The 20,875-nt window shown below is 64.8% G+C and carries 19 protein-coding genes and 1 other RNA gene; 7 read left to right on the top strand and 13 right to left on the bottom strand.

Annotation, left to right across the window (positions count from 1 at the left end; genetic code table 11):
• Nucleotides 1-89: 89 nt before the first annotated feature.
• Complete coding sequence (gene argA / locus PP4_RS26490; protein WP_016502147.1) at nucleotides 90-1,388, bottom strand: amino-acid N-acetyltransferase; 1,299 nt, start codon at nucleotides 1,386-1,388, stop codon at nucleotides 90-92.
• 124 nt (nucleotides 1,389-1,512) lie between these two features.
• Nucleotides 1,513-2,655: an acetylornithine deacetylase gene (gene argE, locus PP4_RS26495; RefSeq protein WP_016502148.1), complete on the bottom strand. Its 1,143-nt coding sequence runs from the start codon at nucleotides 2,653-2,655 to the stop codon at nucleotides 1,513-1,515.
• Nucleotides 2,656-2,770: 115 nt separating this feature from the next.
• Between argE and PP4_RS26500 the strand changes: the two genes are divergently transcribed.
• Entirely contained in the window at nucleotides 2,771-4,138 is a 1,368-nt protein-coding gene (locus PP4_RS26500) for a CYTH domain-containing protein (protein WP_016502149.1), read from the top strand.
• A gap of 43 nt (nucleotides 4,139-4,181) precedes the next feature.
• On the opposite strand, the gene PP4_RS26505 is transcribed toward PP4_RS26500, so the two are convergent.
• The gene (locus PP4_RS26505; protein ID WP_016502150.1) at nucleotides 4,182-4,652 is read right to left on the bottom strand and encodes an Lrp/AsnC family transcriptional regulator; all 471 of its coding nucleotides are present in this window, start codon (nucleotides 4,650-4,652) and stop codon (nucleotides 4,182-4,184) included.
• Between the two features lie 126 nt (nucleotides 4,653-4,778).
• Between PP4_RS26505 and PP4_RS26510 the strand changes: the two genes are divergently transcribed.
• From PP4_RS26510 to PP4_RS26520, 3 genes are all read left to right on the top strand, one after another.
• The gene (locus PP4_RS26510; RefSeq protein WP_016502151.1) at nucleotides 4,779-5,084 is read left to right on the top strand and encodes a hypothetical protein; all 306 of its coding nucleotides are present in this window, start codon (nucleotides 4,779-4,781) and stop codon (nucleotides 5,082-5,084) included.
• Between the two features lie 213 nt (nucleotides 5,085-5,297).
• On the top strand, nucleotides 5,298-6,971 hold the full coding sequence (locus PP4_RS26515) for a GspE/PulE family protein (RefSeq protein ID WP_016502152.1): 1,674 nt from the start codon (nucleotides 5,298-5,300) through the stop codon (nucleotides 6,969-6,971).
• A gap of 88 nt (nucleotides 6,972-7,059) precedes the next feature.
• Nucleotides 7,060-7,374, top strand: coding sequence for a DUF2388 domain-containing protein (locus PP4_RS26520; RefSeq protein WP_016502153.1), 315 nt, complete (start codon nucleotides 7,060-7,062; stop codon nucleotides 7,372-7,374).
• A 109-nt stretch (nucleotides 7,375-7,483) separates the two neighbouring features.
• On the opposite strand, the gene gcvP is transcribed toward PP4_RS26520, so the two are convergent.
• The 10 genes from gcvP to PP4_RS26570 all read right to left on the bottom strand — a co-directional run bounded on the left by gcvP (nucleotide 7,484) and on the right by PP4_RS26570 (nucleotide 19,914).
• Nucleotides 7,484-10,357, bottom strand: coding sequence for an aminomethyl-transferring glycine dehydrogenase (gene gcvP, locus PP4_RS26525; protein WP_016502154.1), 2,874 nt, complete (start codon nucleotides 10,355-10,357; stop codon nucleotides 7,484-7,486).
• 195 nt (nucleotides 10,358-10,552) lie between these two features.
• Nucleotides 10,553-10,936 carry a glycine cleavage system protein GcvH gene (gcvH, locus tag PP4_RS26530; RefSeq protein ID WP_016502155.1) on the bottom strand — a complete coding sequence of 128 codons (384 nt, stop codon included), beginning with the start codon at nucleotides 10,934-10,936 and terminating at the stop codon, nucleotides 10,553-10,555.
• Between the two features lie 51 nt (nucleotides 10,937-10,987).
• Nucleotides 10,988-12,070, bottom strand: a complete 1,083-nt coding sequence (gcvT, locus tag PP4_RS26535; RefSeq protein WP_016502156.1) for a glycine cleavage system aminomethyltransferase GcvT — start codon at nucleotides 12,068-12,070, stop codon at nucleotides 10,988-10,990.
• A gap of 123 nt (nucleotides 12,071-12,193) precedes the next feature.
• Nucleotides 12,194-13,816 (bottom strand): ABC transporter permease, encoded by a 1,623-nt coding sequence (locus PP4_RS26540; protein ID WP_016502157.1) that lies wholly within the window; start codon nucleotides 13,814-13,816, stop codon nucleotides 12,194-12,196.
• 163 nt (nucleotides 13,817-13,979) lie between these two features.
• The gene (locus PP4_RS26545; protein ID WP_016502158.1) at nucleotides 13,980-14,981 is read right to left on the bottom strand and encodes an extracellular solute-binding protein; all 1,002 of its coding nucleotides are present in this window, start codon (nucleotides 14,979-14,981) and stop codon (nucleotides 13,980-13,982) included.
• Between the two features lie 120 nt (nucleotides 14,982-15,101).
• Nucleotides 15,102-16,319: a 2-octaprenyl-3-methyl-6-methoxy-1,4-benzoquinol hydroxylase gene (locus tag PP4_RS26550; protein WP_162838454.1), complete on the bottom strand. Its 1,218-nt coding sequence runs from the start codon at nucleotides 16,317-16,319 to the stop codon at nucleotides 15,102-15,104.
• A 9-nt stretch (nucleotides 16,320-16,328) separates the two neighbouring features.
• A complete protein-coding gene (locus PP4_RS26555; protein WP_016502160.1) occupies nucleotides 16,329-16,811 on the bottom strand; it encodes a DUF4442 domain-containing protein in 483 nt (160 codons plus the stop codon).
• A complete protein-coding gene (gene ubiH / locus PP4_RS26560; RefSeq protein WP_016502161.1) occupies nucleotides 16,808-18,007 on the bottom strand; it encodes a 2-octaprenyl-6-methoxyphenyl hydroxylase in 1,200 nt (399 codons plus the stop codon). Before ubiH ends, PP4_RS26555 begins: the two co-directional genes overlap by 4 nt.
• Complete coding sequence (gene pepP / locus PP4_RS26565) at nucleotides 18,004-19,338, bottom strand: Xaa-Pro aminopeptidase (protein ID WP_016502162.1); 1,335 nt, start codon at nucleotides 19,336-19,338, stop codon at nucleotides 18,004-18,006. Before pepP ends, ubiH begins: the two co-directional genes overlap by 4 nt.
• A gap of 21 nt (nucleotides 19,339-19,359) precedes the next feature.
• Nucleotides 19,360-19,914 carry a YecA/YgfB family protein gene (locus tag PP4_RS26570; protein ID WP_016502163.1) on the bottom strand — a complete coding sequence of 185 codons (555 nt, stop codon included), beginning with the start codon at nucleotides 19,912-19,914 and terminating at the stop codon, nucleotides 19,360-19,362.
• A gap of 181 nt (nucleotides 19,915-20,095) precedes the next feature.
• On the opposite strand from PP4_RS26570, the gene PP4_RS26575 reads away from it, so the two are divergent.
• From PP4_RS26575 to ssrS, 3 genes are all read left to right on the top strand, one after another.
• Complete coding sequence (locus tag PP4_RS26575) at nucleotides 20,096-20,278, top strand: TIGR02449 family protein (protein WP_029886233.1); 183 nt, start codon at nucleotides 20,096-20,098, stop codon at nucleotides 20,276-20,278.
• Nucleotides 20,275-20,595, top strand: a complete 321-nt coding sequence (locus tag PP4_RS26580) for a cell division protein ZapA (RefSeq protein WP_016502164.1) — start codon at nucleotides 20,275-20,277, stop codon at nucleotides 20,593-20,595. The genes PP4_RS26575 and PP4_RS26580 overlap by 4 nt, the downstream gene beginning before the upstream one ends.
• A gap of 17 nt (nucleotides 20,596-20,612) precedes the next feature.
• A non-coding RNA gene (gene ssrS, locus PP4_RS27620) (6S RNA) lies at nucleotides 20,613-20,792 on the top strand.
• Nucleotides 20,793-20,875 lie beyond the last annotated feature (83 nt).

Below are 20,875 nucleotides of genomic sequence, written 5' to 3' on the forward strand. Positions count from 1 at the left end.
CACGCCCGCTCCCACAGGAAGACCACAGGCTTCAGCCCTGCAGATTACCCTGTGGGAGCGGGCGAGCCCGCGAAGAGGCCGGCACAGGCTTACAGGGGTTTCTCGAAAATCTTCGAGTTGCGCTGGTAGTTGTACAGCGATGCCCGCGCCGATGGCAGGCGCTCCACGCCGCTGGGTGCAAAACCGCGCTCGCGGAACCAGTGCGCAGTGCGCGTCGTAAGCACAAACAGGGTGTTCAAACCCATCTGCCGCGCCCGGCTCTCGATGCGCTCCAGCAATTCATCCCCGCGCCCGCCGTGGCGATATTCCGGGTTCACCGCCAGGCATGCCAGTTCCCCTGCCTCGGAGTCGGCAATCGGGTACAGCGCCGCACAGGCGATGATCATGCCCTCGCGCTCCACCACGCTGAACTGCTCGATCTCCCGCTCCAGCACCTCACGCGAGCGGCGCACCAGGATGCCCTGTTCTTCCAGGGGGCTGATCAGCTCCAGCAAGCCGCCCACATCCTCGATGGTCGCCTCACGCACCACTTCGAACTGCTCCTGCGACACCAGCGTACCGCCCCCACCACGGGTGAACAGCTCGGTCAGCAGCGCGCCGTCCTCGGCATAACTGACAATGTGGCTGCGGGCCACGCCGCCCTTGCAGGCCTCGGCGGCGGCGTCCAGCAGCTCGCCCTGGTAGTCGCTGCCCAGGCGCTGCAAGTGCGGGGCAACCTGCTGCGGGCGCAGTTCCCGCACCAGCTTGCCGTCCGCGTCCAGCAGGCCCGGCTCGGCGCCGAACAGCAGCAACTTGTCGGCCCCCAGTTCGATGGCGGCACGGGTGGCCACGTCTTCGCAGGCCAGGTTGAAGATTTCCCCGGTGGGCGAGTAGCCCAGCGGCGACAGCAGCACGATGGAGCGCTCGTCGAGCAGGCGGCTGATGCCCTTGCGGTCGACCCGGCGCACTTCACCGGTGTGGTGGTAGTCCACCCCTTCGAGCACGCCGATCGGCCGTGCGGTAACCAGGTTGCCGGAGGCCACGCGCAGGCGCGAGCCCTGCATCGGCGACGCGGCGATATCCATCGACAGGCGTGCCTCGATGGCCAGGCGCAGGGCGCCTACGGCATCGATCACGCAGTCCAGGGTGGCGGCATCGGTAATACGCAGGCCATGGTGGTAGTGCGGGGTCAGCCCGCGATCGGCCAGGCGGCTTTCGATCTGCGGGCGCGAGCCATGCACCAGCACCAGACGCACGCCAAGGCTGTGCAGCAACACCAGGTCGTGGACGATGTTGCCGAAATTAGGGTGTTCCACCCCATCGCCAGGGAGCATGACCACGAAGGTGCAGTCGCGATGGGCATTGATGTACGGGGAGGCATGACGCAGCCAGTTGACGTAGTCGGGCATGACAGGGCCTGTGAATAAGTGGACGGAGAACGGCGATACAAGGGGCGTTCAATATCATCGTCGGAACAGGCTTGCGGTCACGCGCGGTCTCCTCTAGGCAGGAACGAATCAACTCGATTGACGTTTAGTGCAGGCAATAGTGCCGGATCAGGTCACGCAATAGACGCACGGTAGGCTCGATTCGTGACATTTCAAGGTATTCGCCGGGCTGGTGGGCACAGGCGATGTCGCCAGGGCCCAGCACGATGGTCTGGCAGCCCAGCTGCTGAAGATAAGGCGCTTCGGTGCCGAACGCCACCGCTTCGGCGCGATGGCCGGTCAGGCGTTCCGCCACTTGCACCAGCTCGGCATCGGCAGCCTGCTCGAACGGCGGCACCTCCGGGAAAAGTGGCGCGTAGTCGATGCGCACATCATGGCGCTCGGCCACGGGCACCAACTTCTCGCGAATGGCTGCGCGCAGTTGCTCTACATCCATGCCCGGCAACGGTCGCAGGTCGAATTCAAGCGCACACTGGCCGCAGATGCGGTTGGGGTTGTCGCCGCCGTGGATGCAGCCAAAGTTCATGGTCGGGGTCGGCACGGTGAACTGTGGGTTGCGATAGGTTTGTTGCCATTGCTGGCGCAGGCCCATCAGCTCGCCCATTACCGCATGCATGGCCTCCATGGCGCTGCGGCCCAGGTTCGGGTCCGACGAATGGCCGCTGCGTCCGAGGATGTCGATGCGGTCCATGAGAATGCCCTTGTGCATGCGGATCGGCCGTAGCCCGGTAGGCTCGCCGATGACCGCCGCACGGCCCAGCGGCTGGCCGGCCTCGGCCAGGGCGCGGGCACCGGACATGGAGCTTTCTTCGTCGCAGGTGGCGAGGATCAGCAGTGGTTGCTTGAAATCGTGCTCCAGCAGCGGGATGACGGCTTCGATGACCAGGGCAAAGAAGCCCTTCATGTCGCAACTGCCCAGGCCGACCCAGCGGCCATCGACCTCGGTCAGCTTCAACGGGTCGCTGGCCCACAGTTGTTCGTCATAGGGCACAGTGTCGCTGTGCCCGGCCAGCACCAGCCCACCCGGGCCGCTGCCACGGCTGGCCAGGAGGTTGAACTTGCCCGGCGTGACCTGCTGGATGTCGCATGTGAAACCCAGGTCGCCCAGCCACCCCGCCAGCAGGTCGATGACCTGGCGGTTGGACTGGTCCAGCGCGGACTGGGTGCAACTGACCGAAGGCGCGGCGATCAAGGCGGCAAACTGGTCTTTCAGCGTCGGCAACGGCATGCGCAAACTCCTCGGAAGCGTTGCCCATCATAGGACTATCCGCCGTCTGGAATAAACCGTTGGCGGCTGACTGCTGTAGACTCTCCGCCAACCACGCCCCTCTTTCGAGTCTGTGATGCACAAAGAAACCGAACTGAAGCTCCGCGCCAGCCGCGAGACCCTTGCCGCCCTGCGCGAGCACCCTCTGCTGAAAAAGCGCAACAAGTCCGGCTGGCAGACCCGTGAACTGCTCAACCAGTACTTCGACACCCCCGAGCGTGAGCTGTCCGCCGCCCGTGTCGCCCTGCGCCTGCGCCGCGATGGCGATGCCGTCATCCAGACCCTCAAGTGCCGCGGCACCAGCGTGGCCGGCCTGTCCGAGCGCAACGAGTACGAATGGAACCTGGACAAGGTCAAGCTCGATCTGAAGAAGCTGGACGCCACCTGCTGGCCCGAGCAACTGGCAGGCCTGGACAAGAAAACCATCAAGCCGCTGTTCACCACCGACTTCAGCCGTGAATACGCCGAAATCGCCTGGGGCCGTGGCAAGAGCAAAGTCGTGATCGAGGCCGCGCTGGACCAAGGCTTCGTGATTGCCGGCAAGCGCAAGGAAGAGATCTGCGAGCTGGAGCTGGAACTGCGCGAAGGTGACCCGCAAGCGCTGTTGGAGCTGGCCGCCGAGCTGGCCGCCAGCCTGCCGCTGATGCCCTGCGACATCAGCAAGGCAGAGCGTGGCTACCGCCTGCTGGAGCCGGACAGCTACGAGCTGGGCCTGCCGCACACCGAGCTGGAAGCCGAAATGGCCCTGGACGACGCCTACGCCGCATTGGCCTGGCAACTGCTGGGCAGCAGCCAGCGCCTGGCCGAGCAGTACCGCCACAACGGCCACTGGCGCCTGCTGCAGGACTGGGTCGAGTGCCTGAGCGAACTGCGCGCCCTCACCGCCAGCCTTGGCCAGGCCGCGCCGCGTGCCAGCACCCGTGACCTGCGCAGCAGCCTCGATGCCCTGCTGGAAGACTGGCGCCCGCTGGTGCAGGCCGGCAACGACGACGAAGACATCCGCCGCGCCGCGCCCGAGCAGTTTGCCGAAGAGCTGGAAGACGTGCGCTGGGGCCAGTTCTCGCTGGAAACCTCGCGCTGGCTGCTGGCCCGCGCCTGGACCGTGGAGCGCAAAGGCCGTGGCGAACGCCAGGGCAAGGCGCAGCTGGCCAGCTGGCTGGCTCACCTGCTGGGGGAGGAAGGCCGTGCGTTGAAGCTGCCGCTGTACACCCAGCGCCCGGAAGACCTGGCCGAGCAGCTGCCACGTATCGAGCAACTGCTGGGCTGGCTGCACCACGCCCGCCAGGTGCTGGAAGCGCCGCAGATGGACCGCCTGTATGGCGACCTGAAAAAGCTGCACGAGCTGGCCGAACTGCCGATCAGCGATGAAGTGCTGGAAGCGCGTATCGAACAAGCCCGGGCAGTGGATCAGAGCCGCGGCTGGAAGCACCTGATCAAGGCTTGATACCGCGTCGCCATTTCGCGGCGGTTCGGCGCCGCGAATGGCCTCACCGCGACAGCGGCAGGCTGGTGGTGGACTTGATCTCGGACAGCGCCACAATGGAGTTCACTTCCTGAATGCCCGGCACGTTCGACAGCTTTTCGAAGAAGAACCGCTCGTAGGCCTCGATATCCGACGTGACGATGCGCAGCAGAAAGTCCACCGCCCCCATCAGCACGTAACACTCAAGCACCTCCGGAAACCCGCGGATCGCCTCGGTGAACTCGGTGAAGTTGGAGCGCCCGTGAGCGTTGAGCTTCACCTCGGCGAAAATCTGCGTGTTCAGGCCGACCTTCTTGCGGTCCAGCAAGGTCACCTGGCCGCGAATCACCCCCTCTTCCTTCAAGCGTTGTATGCGCCGCCAGCACGGCGATTGCGACAGCCCTACGCGTTCGGCGACCTGCGCGCTGGACAGCGAAGCGTCCTCTTGCAGCAGTTCGAGAATGCGGCGGTCGTAAGCGTCCAGCTCGCTATGCATTGTTCAATCTCCTGAGCGGCGTTATTTGAATTGATCAATTCATCAATACAGCGAAATGATCAGATCATAGCGAAAAAATGCCGCCACTGACGTGCAAGAATTTCTCCCACATTTGCGGAGACCAGCATGAACGCACAACCCCGTACCGACGCCTGGGCTGCCAGCAACGCCCACAGCACCGTGCACTACCGCCTGCAGGCCGACGCCGAGCCCGACAGCCTGTGCCGCGTGCTCAACCTGTTTGCCCTGCAGTTCCTGACCCCGCACAGCGTGCACGTCAGCCAGCAGGAAGACTGGCTGGATATCGAAGTCGGCATTGGCGGCCTGAGCTGGCACCGGGCCGAAGTGATTGCGCAGAAACTGCGTAATCTGGTGTGTGTGGGTGAGGTGAGCCTGACCAATGTACAGCGGGTGGCGTTGGCAGTGGTCTGAACCCTCTGCTGTGCCTGTGCCGGCCTCTTCGCGGGCTCGCCCGCTCCCACAGGAACACCACAGTATTTGAGGTCGGTGGACATCCTGTGGGAGCGGGCGAGCCCGCGAAGAGGCCAGCACAGGCATAGCAAAATTCCGAAACCCTTCAGTTTCGGTAGATCTCACCCATCCGACTAGCCTGATCAGCACTCCCCATCAGGCACGGACGCCACCATGCACACCCCCGACAACCTGGAACTCGACCTGAAGCACGTGCTACAGGCGCTGCTCGCCGACCAGTACCTGCACGCCACCGACACCCTGCAAGTGCTCGAACACGCCGCCGCACACCCCACCGCCCACCCCTTGGAACAAGTTGCCGCCTGCTGCCTGAAAGACCGCCGACAACCCGGCCAACTGCTGGACTTGGACAGCCTCTGCCAATGGCTGGCCAACAAGGTCGGCCAGCCCTACCTGCGTATCGACCCCATGCAACTCGACCTGCCCCAGGTCGCCGGCCTGGTATCCCCCGCTTTCGCCCAGCGCCACGCTATCCTGATCGTCGCCGACGACCCTTCCGGCATCACCGTGGCCAGCGCCCAGCCTTACCAGAACGACTGGCAGGCTGACCTGGCCCGCAGCCTGGGTCGCCCGATCCGCCGCGTGCTGGCCAACCCGTTGCAGATTCGCCAGTCAGGGCAGTCGTTTCACCGCCTGGCCCAGTCGGTAAAGGGCGCGCAGCACCAGCAATCGACCAGCCTGGGCGAACTCGAACAGTGGCTGGAGCTAGGCAAGCGCCAGGCCGAGGCCAGCGCCGACGACGCGCACATCGTGCATATCGTCGACTGGCTGCTGCAGTACGCCATTGATCAGCGCGCCAGCGATATCCACCTGGAACCCCGACGCGCACAGGGCCAGTTGCGCTACCGCATCGATGGCCTGCTGCACACCGTCTATGCCTTCCCCGCCGGGGTCACCCTGGCGCTGGTCAGCCGCCTGAAACACCTGGGCCGCCTGGACGTTGCAGAAAAGCGCCGCCCGCAGGACGGCCGCCTGCAAAGCCGGCTACCAGGTGGCGGCGAAGTGGAGCTAAGGCTGTCGACCCTGCCGACCCCGTTCGGCGAAAAGCTGGTACTGCGCCTGTTCGACCCGCACCAACTGCACGAGGGCTTCGAGCGCCTCGGTCTGCAGGGGCCACAACTGGCCCAGTGGCAAGGCCTGCTGCGCCAGCGCCAGGGCATCATCCTGGTCACTGGCCCCACCGGTTCCGGCAAGACCAGCACGCTGTACGCCAGCCTCAAGCTGCTGGCCACACCGCAGGTCAACCTGTGCACCATCGAAGACCCTATCGAGCGCCTGGAACCGGCCTTCAACCAGCTGCAGGTACAGCCCGCGCTAGACCTGGGTTTTGCCAGCGCCGTGCGGGCCATGCTGCGCCAGGACCCTGACATCATCATGATCGGCGAGATCCGCGACCGCGAAACGGCGCTGGTGGCGGTGCAGGCGGCCCTGACCGGGCACCTGGTACTGTCGACCCTGCATACCAACGACGCCTGCGCTGCAATCACCCGCCTGCAAGAGCTGGGTGTGGCCGACTACCTGATCAAGGCCACGCTGGTCGGGGTCATGGCCCAGCGACTGGTGCGTACTGTGTGCCCAGACTGTGTGGCGAATCCATCAGCCAGTTGCCTGACCTGCCGTGGCACCGGTTTTCATGGGCGTACGGGCCTGTTCGAGCTGCTGCAGCCCAGCGAAAGCCTGCGTGCATTGATTGGCCCGAACGCCGACCTTACCCGTTTGCGGCAACAGGCACTGGACGATGGCCTGGTTGACCTGCGCCGTTGCGGCGAGGCCAAAGTGGCTTGCGGGCAGACCCGTGCCGAGGAAGTGCTGCGCGTCTGCAGCTGACGAAAAGTCCTTTGTATTCAAGGAACTTGCCTTGCCCGGAAAGATCCAACCGCGCATCTTCAACCCTCACCCTTCGAGGTGTTTCAACATGCGTCTCAAAACCGCCATCGCTGCCGCTGCCTTGCTTTCGCTGCCCATTGGCTCGGCCATGGCCGATACCTTCTGGCGTAACGTGATGACTTCCGGTGCAACCACGGCATCGAGCTACCTGACCTCGCGAGATCACAAACTGGTTGTGGCCGCACAGGATGACGCTAGCAGCTTCGTCGCCAGCGAAGGCGCGATCCGCGGGCCGTTCCTGGAAGCGGCCATGCGCCAGGCGCGGGCAGAGCACCCAGGGATGCAGGCTTCCGACATGGAGCTGGCCAATGCCATCCTGGCCAAGAATGCGGTAGCCGAGTAACCGCGTCGCCTGCCTCGCGGGCCTGCCGCTCCCACAGGGACTGCACAAGGCTGAATCTTGTGCAATTCCTGTGGGAGCGGGCAGGCCCGCGAAAAACCCAGCACCAATCTCAGCGGTAAGCCTCCACCGGCACACACGCGCAGAACAGGTTCCTGTCCCCATACACGTTGTCCACCCGGTTCACCGCCGGCCAGTACTTGTGCTGGCGCACGTGAGCACTGGGCGCCACCGCTTGCTCCAGGCTGTAGGGTCGGTCCCACACCCCCAGCACATCGGCCAAGGTATGCGGCGCGTGCTTGAGCGGGTTGTTCTCCGCCGGCCAGTTGCCCTCCTGCACCTCGCCAATCTCCGCACGAATCGCCAGCATCGCCTCGACGAACCGGTCCAGCTCGGCTTTCGACTCACTTTCGGTTGGCTCTACCATCAGCGTACCCGGCACCGGGAACGACATGGTCGGGGCGTGGAAGCCATAGTCCATCAGGCGCTTGGCTACGTCCTCCTCGCTGATGCCAGTCAGTGCCTTCAACGGCCGCAGGTCCAGGATGCATTCATGCGCCACCCGCTGGTTGCGCCCGCGGTAGAGCACCGGGAAGGCGCCGCCCAGCTGGCTGGCCAGGTAGTTGGCCGAAAGGATCGCCACCTCGCTGGCATCGGCCAACTGCGGCCCCATCATGGCAATGTACATCCAGCTGATCGGCAAGATGCTTGCGCTACCCCAGGGCGCAGCGCTGACCGCGCTGTTGTTCGGGTCCAGGCCGGGCACCGGTACCACGGGGTGGCTGGCTACAAACGGCGTCAGGTGCGCGCGGATACCGATCGGACCCATGCCTGGGCCACCCCCGCCGTGGGGAATGCAGAAAGTCTTGTGCAGGTTCATGTGCGAGACATCAGCACCAATGTCGGCCGGACGCGTCAGGCCCACCTGGGCATTGAGGTTGGCGCCATCCATGTACACCTGGCCGCCGTGCTGATGGACCACTTCGCAAATTTCGCGAATACCCTCTTCGTACACCCCGTGGGTGGACGGGTACGTGACCATCAGGCATGACAGGCGCTCCCCGGCCGCGTGGGCCTTGGCCTTGAGGTCGGCCAGGTCGACGTTGCCGTGCGCGTCGCAATCCACGATCACCACCTCCATGCCCGCCATTTGCGCCGACGCCGGGTTGGTGCCGTGGGCCGACGACGGGATCAGGCACAGCGTGCGCTGTGGCTGGTGGCGGCTGCGATGGTAGCGAGTAATGGCCATCAGGCCTGCGTACTCGCCCTGGGCACCGGAGTTGGGCTGCATGCAGATGGCGTCGAAGCCGGTAATCGCGCACAGCCAGCGCTCGAGTTCATCGATCATCGCCTTGTAACCCGTGGCCTGGGCCACCGGGGCAAAGGGGTGCATCTGGGCAAAGCCGGGCCAGGTGATGGGGATCATCTCACTGGTGGCGTTGAGCTTCATGGTGCACGAACCCAGCGGGATCATCGACTGGTTCAGGGCCAGGTCCTTGTTCTCCAACTGCTTGAGGTAGCGCAGCATCTCGGTTTCGCTGTGGTGCAGGTTGAACACCGGGTGAGCGAGAAACGGCGTGCGCCGCACCAGGCCGGCAGGAATGCCTTCGGGCAGGGCCAACTGATCGAGGGCAGCGATCTCCAGGCCGTGGTCCACACCGAGGAAGATGTCGAACAGGCGCAACACCGTGTGCTCGTTACAGGTTTCGTCCAGGCTCACGCCCAGGTGCCCCCGGCCAAGAATGCGCAAGTTGATGTGCGCGGCTTCAGCGCTTTCGATAATGGCCGCCTGGGCACCGCCTACATCCAGGGTGAGGGTGTCGAAGAAATGCTGGTTGAGGCGCTGGATGCCTTTGGCTTCCAGGCCAGCCGCCAGGATGAAGGTCAGCCGGTGCACACGCTGGGCGATGCGCTGCAGGCCTTCAGGGCCGTGATACACCGCGTAGAAGCCGGCAATGTTGGCCAACAACACCTGGGCCGTGCAGATGTTGGAGTTGGCCTTCTCGCGGCGGATATGCTGCTCGCGGGTTTGCAGGGCCATGCGCAGCGCCGTGTTGCCACGGGCATCGCGAGACACGCCAATGATGCGCCCCGGCATGGCACGCTTGTAGTCGTCGCGGCAGGCGAAGTAGGCCGCGTGGGGGCCACCGTAGCCCATCGGCACGCCGAAGCGCTGGGTCGAGCCCAGCACCACATCGGCGCCCAGCTCGCCGGGGGGCGCCAGCACCACCAGGCTGAGCAGGTCGGCAGCCACGCAGGCCAGCGCCTGCTGGCTGTGCAGATGGTCGATCAGCGGGCGCAGGTCGCGCACCTCGCCGTGGGTATCGGGGTACTGCAGCAACGCGCCGAACACCGCGTGTTTGCCAAGGTTATCCACAGCGTCGACGATCAGTTCGAAGCCAAAGCCCTCGGCGCGGGTCTTCAGCACCGACAGTGTCTGCGGGTGGCAGTGCTGGTCGGCAAAGAAGGCGTTGCTCTTGTTGCGCGCCATCCGCTTGGCCAAGGCCATGGCCTCGGCGGCGGCGGTGGCTTCATCGAGCAGCGAGGCATTGGCCAGCGCCAGCCCGGTGAGGTCGATGACCATTTGCTGGAAGTTCAGCAACGCCTCCAGCCGGCCTTGGGCGATTTCGGGTTGATACGGCGTATAGGCGGTGTACCAGCCGGGGTTTTCCAGCACGTTACGCAGGATGACAGTGGGGGTGATGGTGCCGTGGTAGCCCATGCCGATGAGGCTGGTCCAGACCTGGTTCTGCTCGGCGTACCCGGCGAGCTTGGCCAGGGCGGCCTGTTCGTCCAGCGCCGCTGGCAGGTCGAGGGGGCGATTGAGGCGGATGTCTGGCGGTACGGTCTGCTCGATCAGCTCGTTGCGGCTGGCAACACCCAACACGTTGAGCATGGCCTGCTGCTCTGCGGCATCGGGGCCCAGGTGGCGACGCAGGAAAGGGTTGAGCTCTTGCAGTTGATGCAGGGATGGCGACTGGGACATGACGACGCTCTCTTCCTAGACCAGGTCTCATGGAGACTTACAAGTCTAGGAAGGGATTGCCGATTCTGCGGGGAAACTTGCTTGGTCAGTACCGGCCTCTTCGCGGGCATGCCCGATCCCACAGGTTGATCAAAGGCCAGCGGCGGGCGCTATCCCTGTGGGAGCGGGCGCGCCCGCGAAGCAGGCGACGCGGTCTTACTCGCCGATAGCGGCCTTGTAGCCAGCAGCATCCAGCAGCTTGTCCAGCTCGGCCGGGTTGCTTGGCTTCAGTTTGAAGATCCACGCGCCGTAAGGTTCTTCGTTGAGCTGCTCCGGGCTGTCGGCCAGCTCTTCGTTGACTGCGATCACTTCGCCACCGATCGGGGCGTAGATGTCCGAAGCGGCCTTGACCGACTCGACCACACCGGCCGCATCGCCAGCGGCGAATACCTTGCCGACTTCAGCCAGCTCGACGAACACCACGTCACCCAGGGCTTGCTGGGCGTGGTCGCTGATACCCACGGTCACACTACCGTCGGCTTCCAGGCGAGCCCACTCGTGGCTTTCGGCAAAACGCAGGTCGGCGGGGATATTGCTCATGTCTTGAATTCCTCGATTGGCTCAGCGGTACGCCCGCCGGTTAAAAAATGTTCAGATCAGGATCTTGCCGTGGCGCACGAAGGTCGGTTTGACCACCCGCACCGGGTACCATTTGCCGCGGATTTCCACCTCGGCCCGGTCACCGGTAGCCATGGGTACGCGCGCAAGGGCAATGGACTTGCTCAGCGTAGGTGAGAAACTACCACTGGTGATCTCCCCTTCGCCAATCCCGGCCACACGCACCACCTGGTGGGCACGCAGCACGCCGCGCTCTTCCAGCACCAGGCCGACCAGTTTTTCCTGCACACCCTGTTCGATTTCTGCCAGCAGGCCGGCGCGGCCGATGAAGTCCCGCTCGGCCGGCTCCCAGGCGATGCTCCAGCCCAGGTTGGAGGTCAGCGGGGTGTGGGCTTCGTCGATATCCTGGCCGTACAGGTTCATGCCGGCTTCCAGGCGCAGGGTGTCGCGGGCGCCGAGGCCACTTGGGGCGATGCCGGCGCCGACCAGGTCGTTGAAGAATGCCACCGCCTGATCGCCCGGGAAGATGATCTCCAGGCCGTCTTCTCCGGTATACCCGGTGCGGGCAATAAACCAGTCGCCCTCGGCAACGCCTTCGAACGGGCGCAGTTCGCGAATCAGTGCTGCGCGCGTGGGGCTGAGCAGGGCTGCCACCTTTTCACGGGCACGCGGGCCCTGGATGGCGAGAATGGCAAGATCGGGGCGGACCTGGAAGCCCACGGTAAAACCGGCCCGCTGCTGTTGCAGCCAATCGAGCACTCTGGCCCGGGTGGCGGCGTTGGTGACCAGGCGGTAGCCGTTTTCCGTGCGATAGACGATCAAGTCGTCGATCACCCCGCCCTCCTCATGGAGCAGCGGGCTGTATAGCGCCTTGCCGGTTTCTTCGAGGCGGGCCACGTCGTTGGCCAGCAAACGCTGCAGCCAGGCAGTTGCGTCGCTGCCATCGACATCGACCACGGTCATGTGGGACACATCGAAAACCCCGCAATCGCTGCGCACCTGGTGGTGCTCCTCAACCTGCGAGCCATAGTGCAGGGGCATGTCCCAGCCACCGAAATCGACCGTTTTGGCGCCAAGCGCCAGGTGCAGGTCATACAAAAGCGTGCGCTGTCCCATGGGTTTCTCCTTCCGGGCGTGGCGAAGCGGCGGCGGTCGATGACGTTTGATCGTCAGCTCTTCTTGTAGGACCCACCGCGCGAATGCCGCGCATTGTAGCCGCAAGGACGCAGGCTGGCACCCTCAGTGATTGTGACCTGGTCGATGTGCCGAACGGCGGATCAGGCCGATGACCGGCAGCAGGCCCACCAGTACCAGCGTCAATGCTGGCAGCGAGGCACGTGCCCATTCGCCCTCGCTGGTCATCTCGAACACCCGTACCGCCAAGGTGTCCCAGCCGAACGGTCGCATCAGCAAGGTGGCCGGCATCTCCTTGAGCACATCGACGAACACCAGCAGGGCGGCGCTGAGGGCACCGGGCACCAGAAGCGGCAGATACACCTTGAAAAACAATCTGGGCCCACTCACGCCGAGGCTACGGGAGGCCTCGGGCAGTGACGGGCGGATACGCTCCAGGCTGCTTTCCAGCGGCCCGTAGGCCACGGCGATGAAACGCACCAGATAGGCCAACAGCAATGCCGCAAGGCTGCCCAGCAGCAGCGGCTTGCCTGCCCCGCCCAACCAGCTGGACAGCGGGATGACCAAGTGGTTATCGAGGTAACTGAAGGCCAGCATGATCGACACTGCCAGCACCGAGCCGGGCAAGGCATAGCCCAGATTGGCCAGGCCGACCCCGGCGCGGATACCCCCAGTCGGCGCCTGCCGCCGGGCAAAGGCCAGCAACAGCGCCACGCTCACCGTGACCAGTGCCGCCATGCTGCCCAGGTACAAGGTGTGCAACACCAGACCGATATAGCGCTCGTCCAGGTCATGCCGGCCGCGTTGCCAGAACCACGCCAGCAGCTGCAGCAGCGGGATGACGAAGGCGCAAGCAAACACCAGCAGGCACCAGCCACTGGCCAGCAACGCCTTCATCCCACGCAGGTGGTACAACGCCTGCGCCCGCGGCCGCTCGTTGCCGCTGCGGCTGGCGCCCCGGGCACGGCGCTCGCCATACAGCACCAGCATCACTGCAAGCAGCAACAGGCTGGCCAGCTGGGCGGCGCTGGACAGGCTGAAGAAGCCGTACCAGGTCTTGTAGATGGCGGTGGTGAAAGTGTCGAAATTGAACACGGCCACCGCGCCGAAGTCGGCCAGGGTTTCCATCAAGGCCAGGGCGATGCCGGCACCGATCGCTGGCCGCGCCATGGGCAGGGCCACGCGCCAGAACGCTTGCAGGGGCGATAGCCCGAGGACGCGCGCCGCTTCCATCAGGCCTTTGCCCTGGGCCAGGAAGGCCGTGCGCGCCAGCAGGTAGACGTAGGGGTAGAACACCAGCACCAGCACGATGATCACCCCGCCGGTGGAGCGCACCCGCGGCAGGCGCATCGGCCCGAACACCTCACGCAGGGCGCTTTGCACCGGGCCGGCGAAGTCCAGCAGGCCGACGAATACAAACGCCAGCACATAGGCAGGGATGGCGAACGGCAGCATCAGCGCCCAGTCCAGCCAGCGCCGGCCTGGGAACTCGCAGAGGCTGGTGAGCCAGGCGAGGCTCACGCCTAGCACGGTGACGCCGATACCTACGCCCACCACAAGCGTCAGGGTATTGCCCAACAGGCGGCTCATCTGGGTGTCGAGCAGGTGCGACCAGATCTGCGTATCGATCGACTGCCAGGACAACAGCAGGACGCTCAGGGGCAGCAGCACCAGGGCGGCGATCAGGGAGACCGGAAGGTACCAGCGGCGTTGGGGGGTGTGGGGCAAGTTCTATGTCTCTGTGGCTGATGTGCGACCGCTTTGCGGTCGTTCGCGGGCATGCCCGCTCCCACAGAGGGCCGCACAACCCTCAAAGGCAGTGCAGATCCTGTGGGAGCGGGCATGCCCGCGAAGAGGCCCTTGCAGGCCCCGGAAGGATACGGCCTGGCGCTTAGTTGTAGCCAGCGCGATCCATCAAGCGAATGGCTTCGGCCTGGCGCTTGCCGGCAATTTCAACCGGAATGCTGTCAGCCTTGAAGCTGCCCCATGCTGCCACTTCCTCGGAAGGCTTCACCTTCGGGTTGGCCGGGAACTCCTGGTTGATGTCGGCGAACAGCTTTTGCGCGTCTTCGCCCGTCATCCATTCCACCAGCTTTTTCGCCGCTTCCGGGTGTGGCGCGTGCTTGGTCAGGCCAATACCCGACAGGTTGACGTGCACGCCACGGTCCCCCTGGTTGGGCCAGAAGATCTTCACCGGCAGGCTCGGGTTCTGCTTGTGCAGGCGGCCGTAGTAATAGGTGTTGACCACGCCCACGTCACACTGGCCGGCCTCGATGGCCTGGATCACCGCGTTGTCGTCGGAGAACACATCGGTGGACAGGTTGTTGACCCAGCCTTTGACGATCTGCTCGGTCTTCGCCTCGCCATGGGTCTCGATCAGGGTGGCGGTGAGCGACTGGTTGTACACCTTCTTCGCCGTGCGCAGGCACAGGCGGCCTTCCCACTGTTTGTCGGCCAGGGCTTCGTAGGTGCTCAACTCCTCGGGTTTGACCCGCTCTGTGGAGTAGATGATGGTGCGGGCGCGCAGGCTCAGGCCGGTCCAGTCGTGGGACGAGGCGCGGTACTGCGGCGGAATGTTCTGGTCGATGATGTCGGACTTGATCGGCTGCAGGATGCCCATCTGCTCGGCTTGCCACAGGTTGCCGGCATCGACGGTCAACAGCAGGTCGGCCACGCCGTTGTCGCCCTCGGCCTTGATGCGTTGCATCAGCGGGGCTTCCTTGTCGGTGATGAACTTGATCTTGACCCCGGTCTTGGCGGTATAGGCATCGAACACCGGCTTGATCAGCTCGTCGATGCGCGAGGAGTACACCACCACTTCGTCCGCCGCTTGGGCGGTGCCGCCGAACAGGGTCAGGGCCAGGGCGGCCAGTAGGGGCTTGCGTGGCAACATGGGAAGCACTCCTCGGATCGTTTGAGAGGTGCGAATGGTAGTGAATCCCATTTTCTGGCTCATCTACCTAGCAGTTACCGGATGTTGCAGAGCATGCACCGCCCATTGCAGGAGCAGCCTTCAGGCTTTGGCCAGATCCGGCAGATCACCACTCAAACCCAACGCCTGGCGCACAAACAGCGCCTTGGCCTCCGGCATCTGCTCCACCAGTTTCAACCCGCTGTTACGCAACCAGCGCAATGGCAGCGGGTTGGCCTGGAACAACCGCTCAAAGCCCTCCATGGCCGCCATCAGCGCCAGGTTGTGCGGCATGCGCCGCCGCTCGTAACGGCTCAACACCTTCACATCTGCCAGCCGCTCGCCACGCTCGCAGGCATTGACCAGCACCTCGGCCAGTACCGCAGCATCCAGGAAGCCCAGGTTGACGCCCTGCCCCGCCAGCGGGTGGATGGTGTGCGCAGCATCGCCGATCAAGGCCAGGCCCTCGTCCACATAGCGTTTGGCGTGGCGCTGGCGCAGCGGCACGCACACCCGCGGGTCGGCCTGCAGCACGTCACCCAGGCGCCCCTCGAAGGCCCGCTCCAGGGCCTGCAGGAAGGCGGCTTCATCCAGTGCCATCAACTGCTCGGCGTGCTCCGGAGTGGTCGACCACACGATCGAGCACCAATCTTGCTGGCCATCGCGGGTCAACGGCAGAAACGCCAAAGGCCCCTCATCGGTGAAGCGCTGCCAGGCCGTGCCCTGGTGCCCGGCACTACAGCGCACGCTGGTGACGATGGCATGGTGCAGGTAATCCCATTCGCGGGTTTCGCAACCGGCCAGGCGCCGCACCGCCGAGTTGGCGCCGTCGGCGGCGATCACCAGTGGAGCACGCAGTTGCCGGCCATCCGCCAGGGTCAGCAACCACTCGTCCCCCGAGCGACGCAACTGCTCCAGCCGCGCATTGGGCAGCAGGCCGATGTCGCTGTCGTGCAGGCGCTCCAGCAGGCCATCCTGCACCACCCGGTTCTCGACGATATGGCCAAGCACCTGGGCATGCACGCTGGCGGCCGAGAAGTGAATCTGCCCGGTGCCGCTGCCATCCCACACATGCATGTCGGAATATGGCGTAGCACGCCGCTGGGCGATGCCGTCCCACGCGCCGAGGCGCTCGAGGATGCGCTGGCTGGCCGCCGACAACGCGCTGACACGCGGTTCGAAGGGCGCCTGGGCATCGAAGGGCTTGACCGTCAGCGGGCCGCCATCGAGCAAGAGGATTTGCAAGCCACTGTGGCGCAACGCCAGGGCCAGTGCACTGCCGACCATACCGGCACCGACAATCAACAGATCTGCGCGCATTTCCATGCCTTACGCCAGCCTCGCTTGCGGCTTGAGCCGCACGTATAGGGTTTTATCGACCCGCGCCACCAGCTCGCCGGCGCCATCGCGGATATCGACCTGCAATCGCGGCAGGCACTTCTTGCCGGTGGCGGTCTGCTGGCGGATGTCGTCCAGCAGCGCGTCATCGACGTGGAACTCGGCATACACCGGGCCTTTGCCCGGCGAGATGAAGTCGATGCTGGCGGCCTTGTCCCAGACGATGTAGTCGCGGCCCAACTGCTCGATCAGCAGCAGCATGTAGAAAGGGTCGACCATCGAATACAGGCTGCCGCCAAACTGGGTACCGACATAGTTGCGGTTCCAGCGGGTCAGCTTCATCGCCACCTTGACGCTGCGCAGGTCGGGGCTGATGGATTGCACGCGGATGCCCGCCCCCAGGTACGGCGGGTAGAGGTTCAGCATCCAGCGCAACATACGCGCACGACGTGCCAGTTTACGCGAGTTGCTCATGCCTGCCCCCGCGGATCGGGGCGGGTGCCCAGGCCCATGGCCTGGCGGGCGAACCAGCTTTTGGCCGGCGGCAGCAAGTCGAGCCCGAGCAGCCCCAGGTTACGCCCGGCGGCCAGCAAGGGCTGGTTGCTGCCGAACAACCGGGTGACCTGGTCGGAAAAGCCGATGGTCATGGCCTGGTCCAGACGCTGGCGCTTGGCGTAAGCCTGCAGCGTGGCCAGGTCGCCAGGCTGCTGCGGGCCGGCCAGCAATGCATCGGCCAGCGACTGCACATCGCGCAGCGACAGGTTGAAGCCCTGGCCGGCAATAGGGTGCAGGCTGTGCGCGGCATTACCCAGGACCACCAGGTGCGGCCGCACCTGCTCCTGGGCCTCGATCAGCGACAAGGGGTAAAGGTGCCGTGCCCCGACCTGGCGCAACGCGCCCAGGCGATAGCCAAACACGCCTTGCAGTTCGCGCAGGAAACTGCGCTCATCGATGTCGGCAAGGCGCCGCGCATCCATGCCCTGGCGGGTCCACACCAGCGCACAGCGGTTTTCCGGCAACGGCAGCAGGGCCATGGGGCCTTCTTCGGTGAAGCGCTCGAACGCCTGGCCGCCGTGGGCTTCACCCGGGGTGATGTTGGCAATCAACGCGCTCTGCTGGTAGGGCGTGTGACGCACGTGAATCCCCAACTGCTCGCGCAGGCCGGAACGGCCACCGTCGGCCAGTACCGCCAGGTCGCATTCCAGCTGGGTGTCGTCATTCAACCCCAGGCGGTAACCGCCTTCGATCGCCTCCATCGAGGTCACTTCCGCCGGGCAGCGCCAGCTCACCACGTCGCTGTCCAGCCCTTGCCACAGGCACTGGCCAAGCCAGGCATTTTCCACCACGTAGCCCAGCGCCGGCACACCCTCTTCCTGGGCATCCAGGCGGGTGGCGCCGAAACGGCCACGGTCGGACACGTGAATTTGCCGAATCGGCTCGGCACGGCGGCCGATAGCCTGCCACAGGCCATGCTGCTGGTAGATCTGCTGGGTGCCGAACGACAACGCCGAAGAGCGCGCATCGTAGCTGGGCTGGAAGCTGTCGCCGGGGGCGAACGGCTCGATCAGCAAGATCTTCCAGCCGCGCGCCTTGGCCCCGGCCTGCAGGGTCAAGGCCAGGCTTGCGCCCACCAGGCCACCGCCAATGATCGCCAGGTTCACGCGGTTCATGCCGCGTCCTTGCGGGCGGCCTGCATCAGCGCCTCGATCTCGGCAACCGTGCGCGGCACGCCCGAAGTCAGGATTTCACAACCTTGCCTGGTCACCACCACGTCGTCCTCGATCCTTACGCCAATGCCGCGCCATTTCCTGGCCACGGCCTGATTGTCGGCGCCTATGTAGATGCCCGGCTCGACGGTCAGCGCCATGCCGGGCTCCAGCACCCGCCACTCGCCGCCCACCTTGTACTCGCCCACGTCGTGCACATCCATGCCCAGCCAATGCCCGGCACGGTGCATGTAGAAGGCGCGATAGGCCTCGCTGTCGATCAGCGCCTGCACCTCGCCCGAAAGCAGGCCAAGTTCGACCAGGCCTTCGGTAATGACCTTCACGGTCGCCTCGTGGGCGTGGTTCCAGTGCTTGCCTGGGGCGATTTCGGCAAACGCCGCGGCCTGGGCCTTGAGCACAAGCTCGTAGATGGCCTTCTGCTCGGGGGAAAAGCGCCCGCTGACCGGGAAGGTGCGGGTGATGTCGCTGGCGTAGCAGTCGATTTCGCAACCGGCGTCGATCAGCACCAGGTCGCCATCCTTGAGCGGGGCGTCATTCTGCTGATAGTGCAGGATGCAGCCATTGCGCCCGGCCGCGACAATCGAGCCGTAGGCCGGCATCTTCGCGCCGCCCTTGCGGAACTCGTAGTCCAGTTCGGCTTCCAGGCTGTATTCGTGCAGCCCGGCCCGGCAGGCCTGCATGGCCCGCACATGTGCCCGCGCCGAGATGGCTGCGGCGGCACGCATCACCTTCACTTCCGCTGCCGATTTATACAGGCGCATGTCGTGCAGCAGATGATCCAGCGCAACGAACTCGTTCGGCGGCTGCGCGCCCAGGCGGGCCTTGGAGCGGATCACGTTGATCCAGTCCATCAGCCGCCGATCGAACTCGGGGTTGCTGCCCATGGCGCTGTACACCCGCTCGCGGCCTTCGATCAGGCCCGGCAGGATCTCGTCGATATCGGTGATGGGGAAGGCATCGTCGGCGCCGAAATCGCGCACCGCGCCTTCCTGGCCGGCCCGTAGCCCGTCCCACAGTTCGCGCTCCGGGTTGCGCTCACGGCAAAACAGTACGTACTCGCCATGTTCACGCCCCGGGATCAGCGCAATGACCGCCTCAGGCTCCGGAAAGCCGCTGAGGTACTGGAAGTCGCTGTCCTGTCGATACACGTGCTCGACGTCGCGGTTGCGGATGGCAACAGCGGCGGCGGGCAGGATGGCGATGCTGTTGGGGACCATCTGCGCCATCAGCGCCTTGCGCCGACGGGCATACTCGCCCTTGGGAATGTGGCTCATGGGCAGACTACCCCCGGTTGATCAGTGCAGCGATGGCTTGGGCGCGGGTGCGGCCGGCTTGGCCAGCTCGGAGAACAGCAGCAGAGGTGCCACGCGCAGGTACTCCATGACTTCCATGTAGTCGCTCTCGCCGTCTTCGGACTCTTCGAGGGCTTCCTGTACCTGGGAAATGGCCACCAGGTCCTGCAGCACATCCTTGGCTTCGTCAGACAAGTCCTTGCCGCCGGCATTCAGGCCGAAACCGGTAATGAAGCCTTGGCACCACTGGCCCAGCGCGGTGGCGCGGTCGCTCAGGGCGGCGTCGTCGGAAGGCAGCAACAGGACGATGGCCATGTCGTCGCTGGTCAGCTCGCCCTTGACCATTTCCTGCAGGCCGATCAGGGCGTTGCGCACGGTGTCACCCGGCTCGTTTTCCAGCAACTGGGCGGCATCGGCCAGCCAGGCATCGGCGTCGAAGCCGGCGCCGGCGCAGCTGCGGCCGACCAGCAGGCCGTGCAGTTCGGCCGGGGTGACAGGATGACCATTGCTCGAGAGCAGCATGGCGAAGGCGATGTAAGGCGATTGGGTATTGGGCATGGGCAGCTAGGCGCCAGACGGCGCAATGACTAGAATGGAGACCTTGTATCCTAGCACCGGCAGGCGCGCCAAGACCATCGGCACTGGCCGTCGCCGCCCAGGGAGAGGCATCATCGCCAGGTGACTCAACGACGGAGCGAATCGAGTGCAACCCACGCAAGAGAACGACCTTCAGGCACTGATGAGCCGATTCGAGTTGCTGATCGAACGCGTCGAGCAACTAAAACGGCAAAATGCACTCCTAGTAGCTCAGGAAAAATCCTGGCGCGAAGAGCGCGCCCACCTCATCGAAAAGAACGAGATCGCCAAGCGCAAGGTCGAGTCGATGATCTTACGCCTCAAGGCTCTGGAGCAAGACTCATGAGTTCAAGCAATAGCGTCACCGTGCAGATCCTCGACAAGGAATACTCGATCATCTGCCCGCCGGAAGAGCGCAACAACCTGGTCAGCGCCGCGCGCTACCTGGACGGCAAGATGCGCGAGATCCGCAGCAGCGGCAAGGTGATTGGCGCCGACCGCATCGCGGTCATGGCGGCATTGAACATTACCCACGAAATGCTGCATCGCCAGGAAGATCGCGCCGAAGCCCCGGCCAGCGGCGCCAACCGCGAACAGGTGCGTGACCTGCTGGATCGGGTAGACAAGGCTTTGTCCGACGACACGGATACCACAATCGGCTGAGATTGGTATACTGGCGCCACTCCCTGGTGGATGCGCCAGTCGGTTATGTCCCTGAGCCGATACGCACAACCACGGGGGTTGCACGCTGGGGCCGGTGTGCATGTCCGCCCGACGGAAAGCCTTAACGCCCCCTGCAATCTCCACCTTGAACTTTCGGGTTCAAGGGCTACACCGACAGCGGTCTGATCGGGGAGCCTGAATTTTTTTGCCCGCCCCTTCAGGCGGGCAATTCGTTTTGGCCCACCGTCCAGTGCCGGCCAGTACATCTGGGATCGCCCGT

The sequence above is a fragment of the Pseudomonas putida NBRC 14164 genome, from assembly GCF_000412675.1.
GTDB classification, from domain to species: Bacteria; Pseudomonadota; Gammaproteobacteria; order Pseudomonadales; family Pseudomonadaceae; genus Aquipseudomonas; species Aquipseudomonas putida.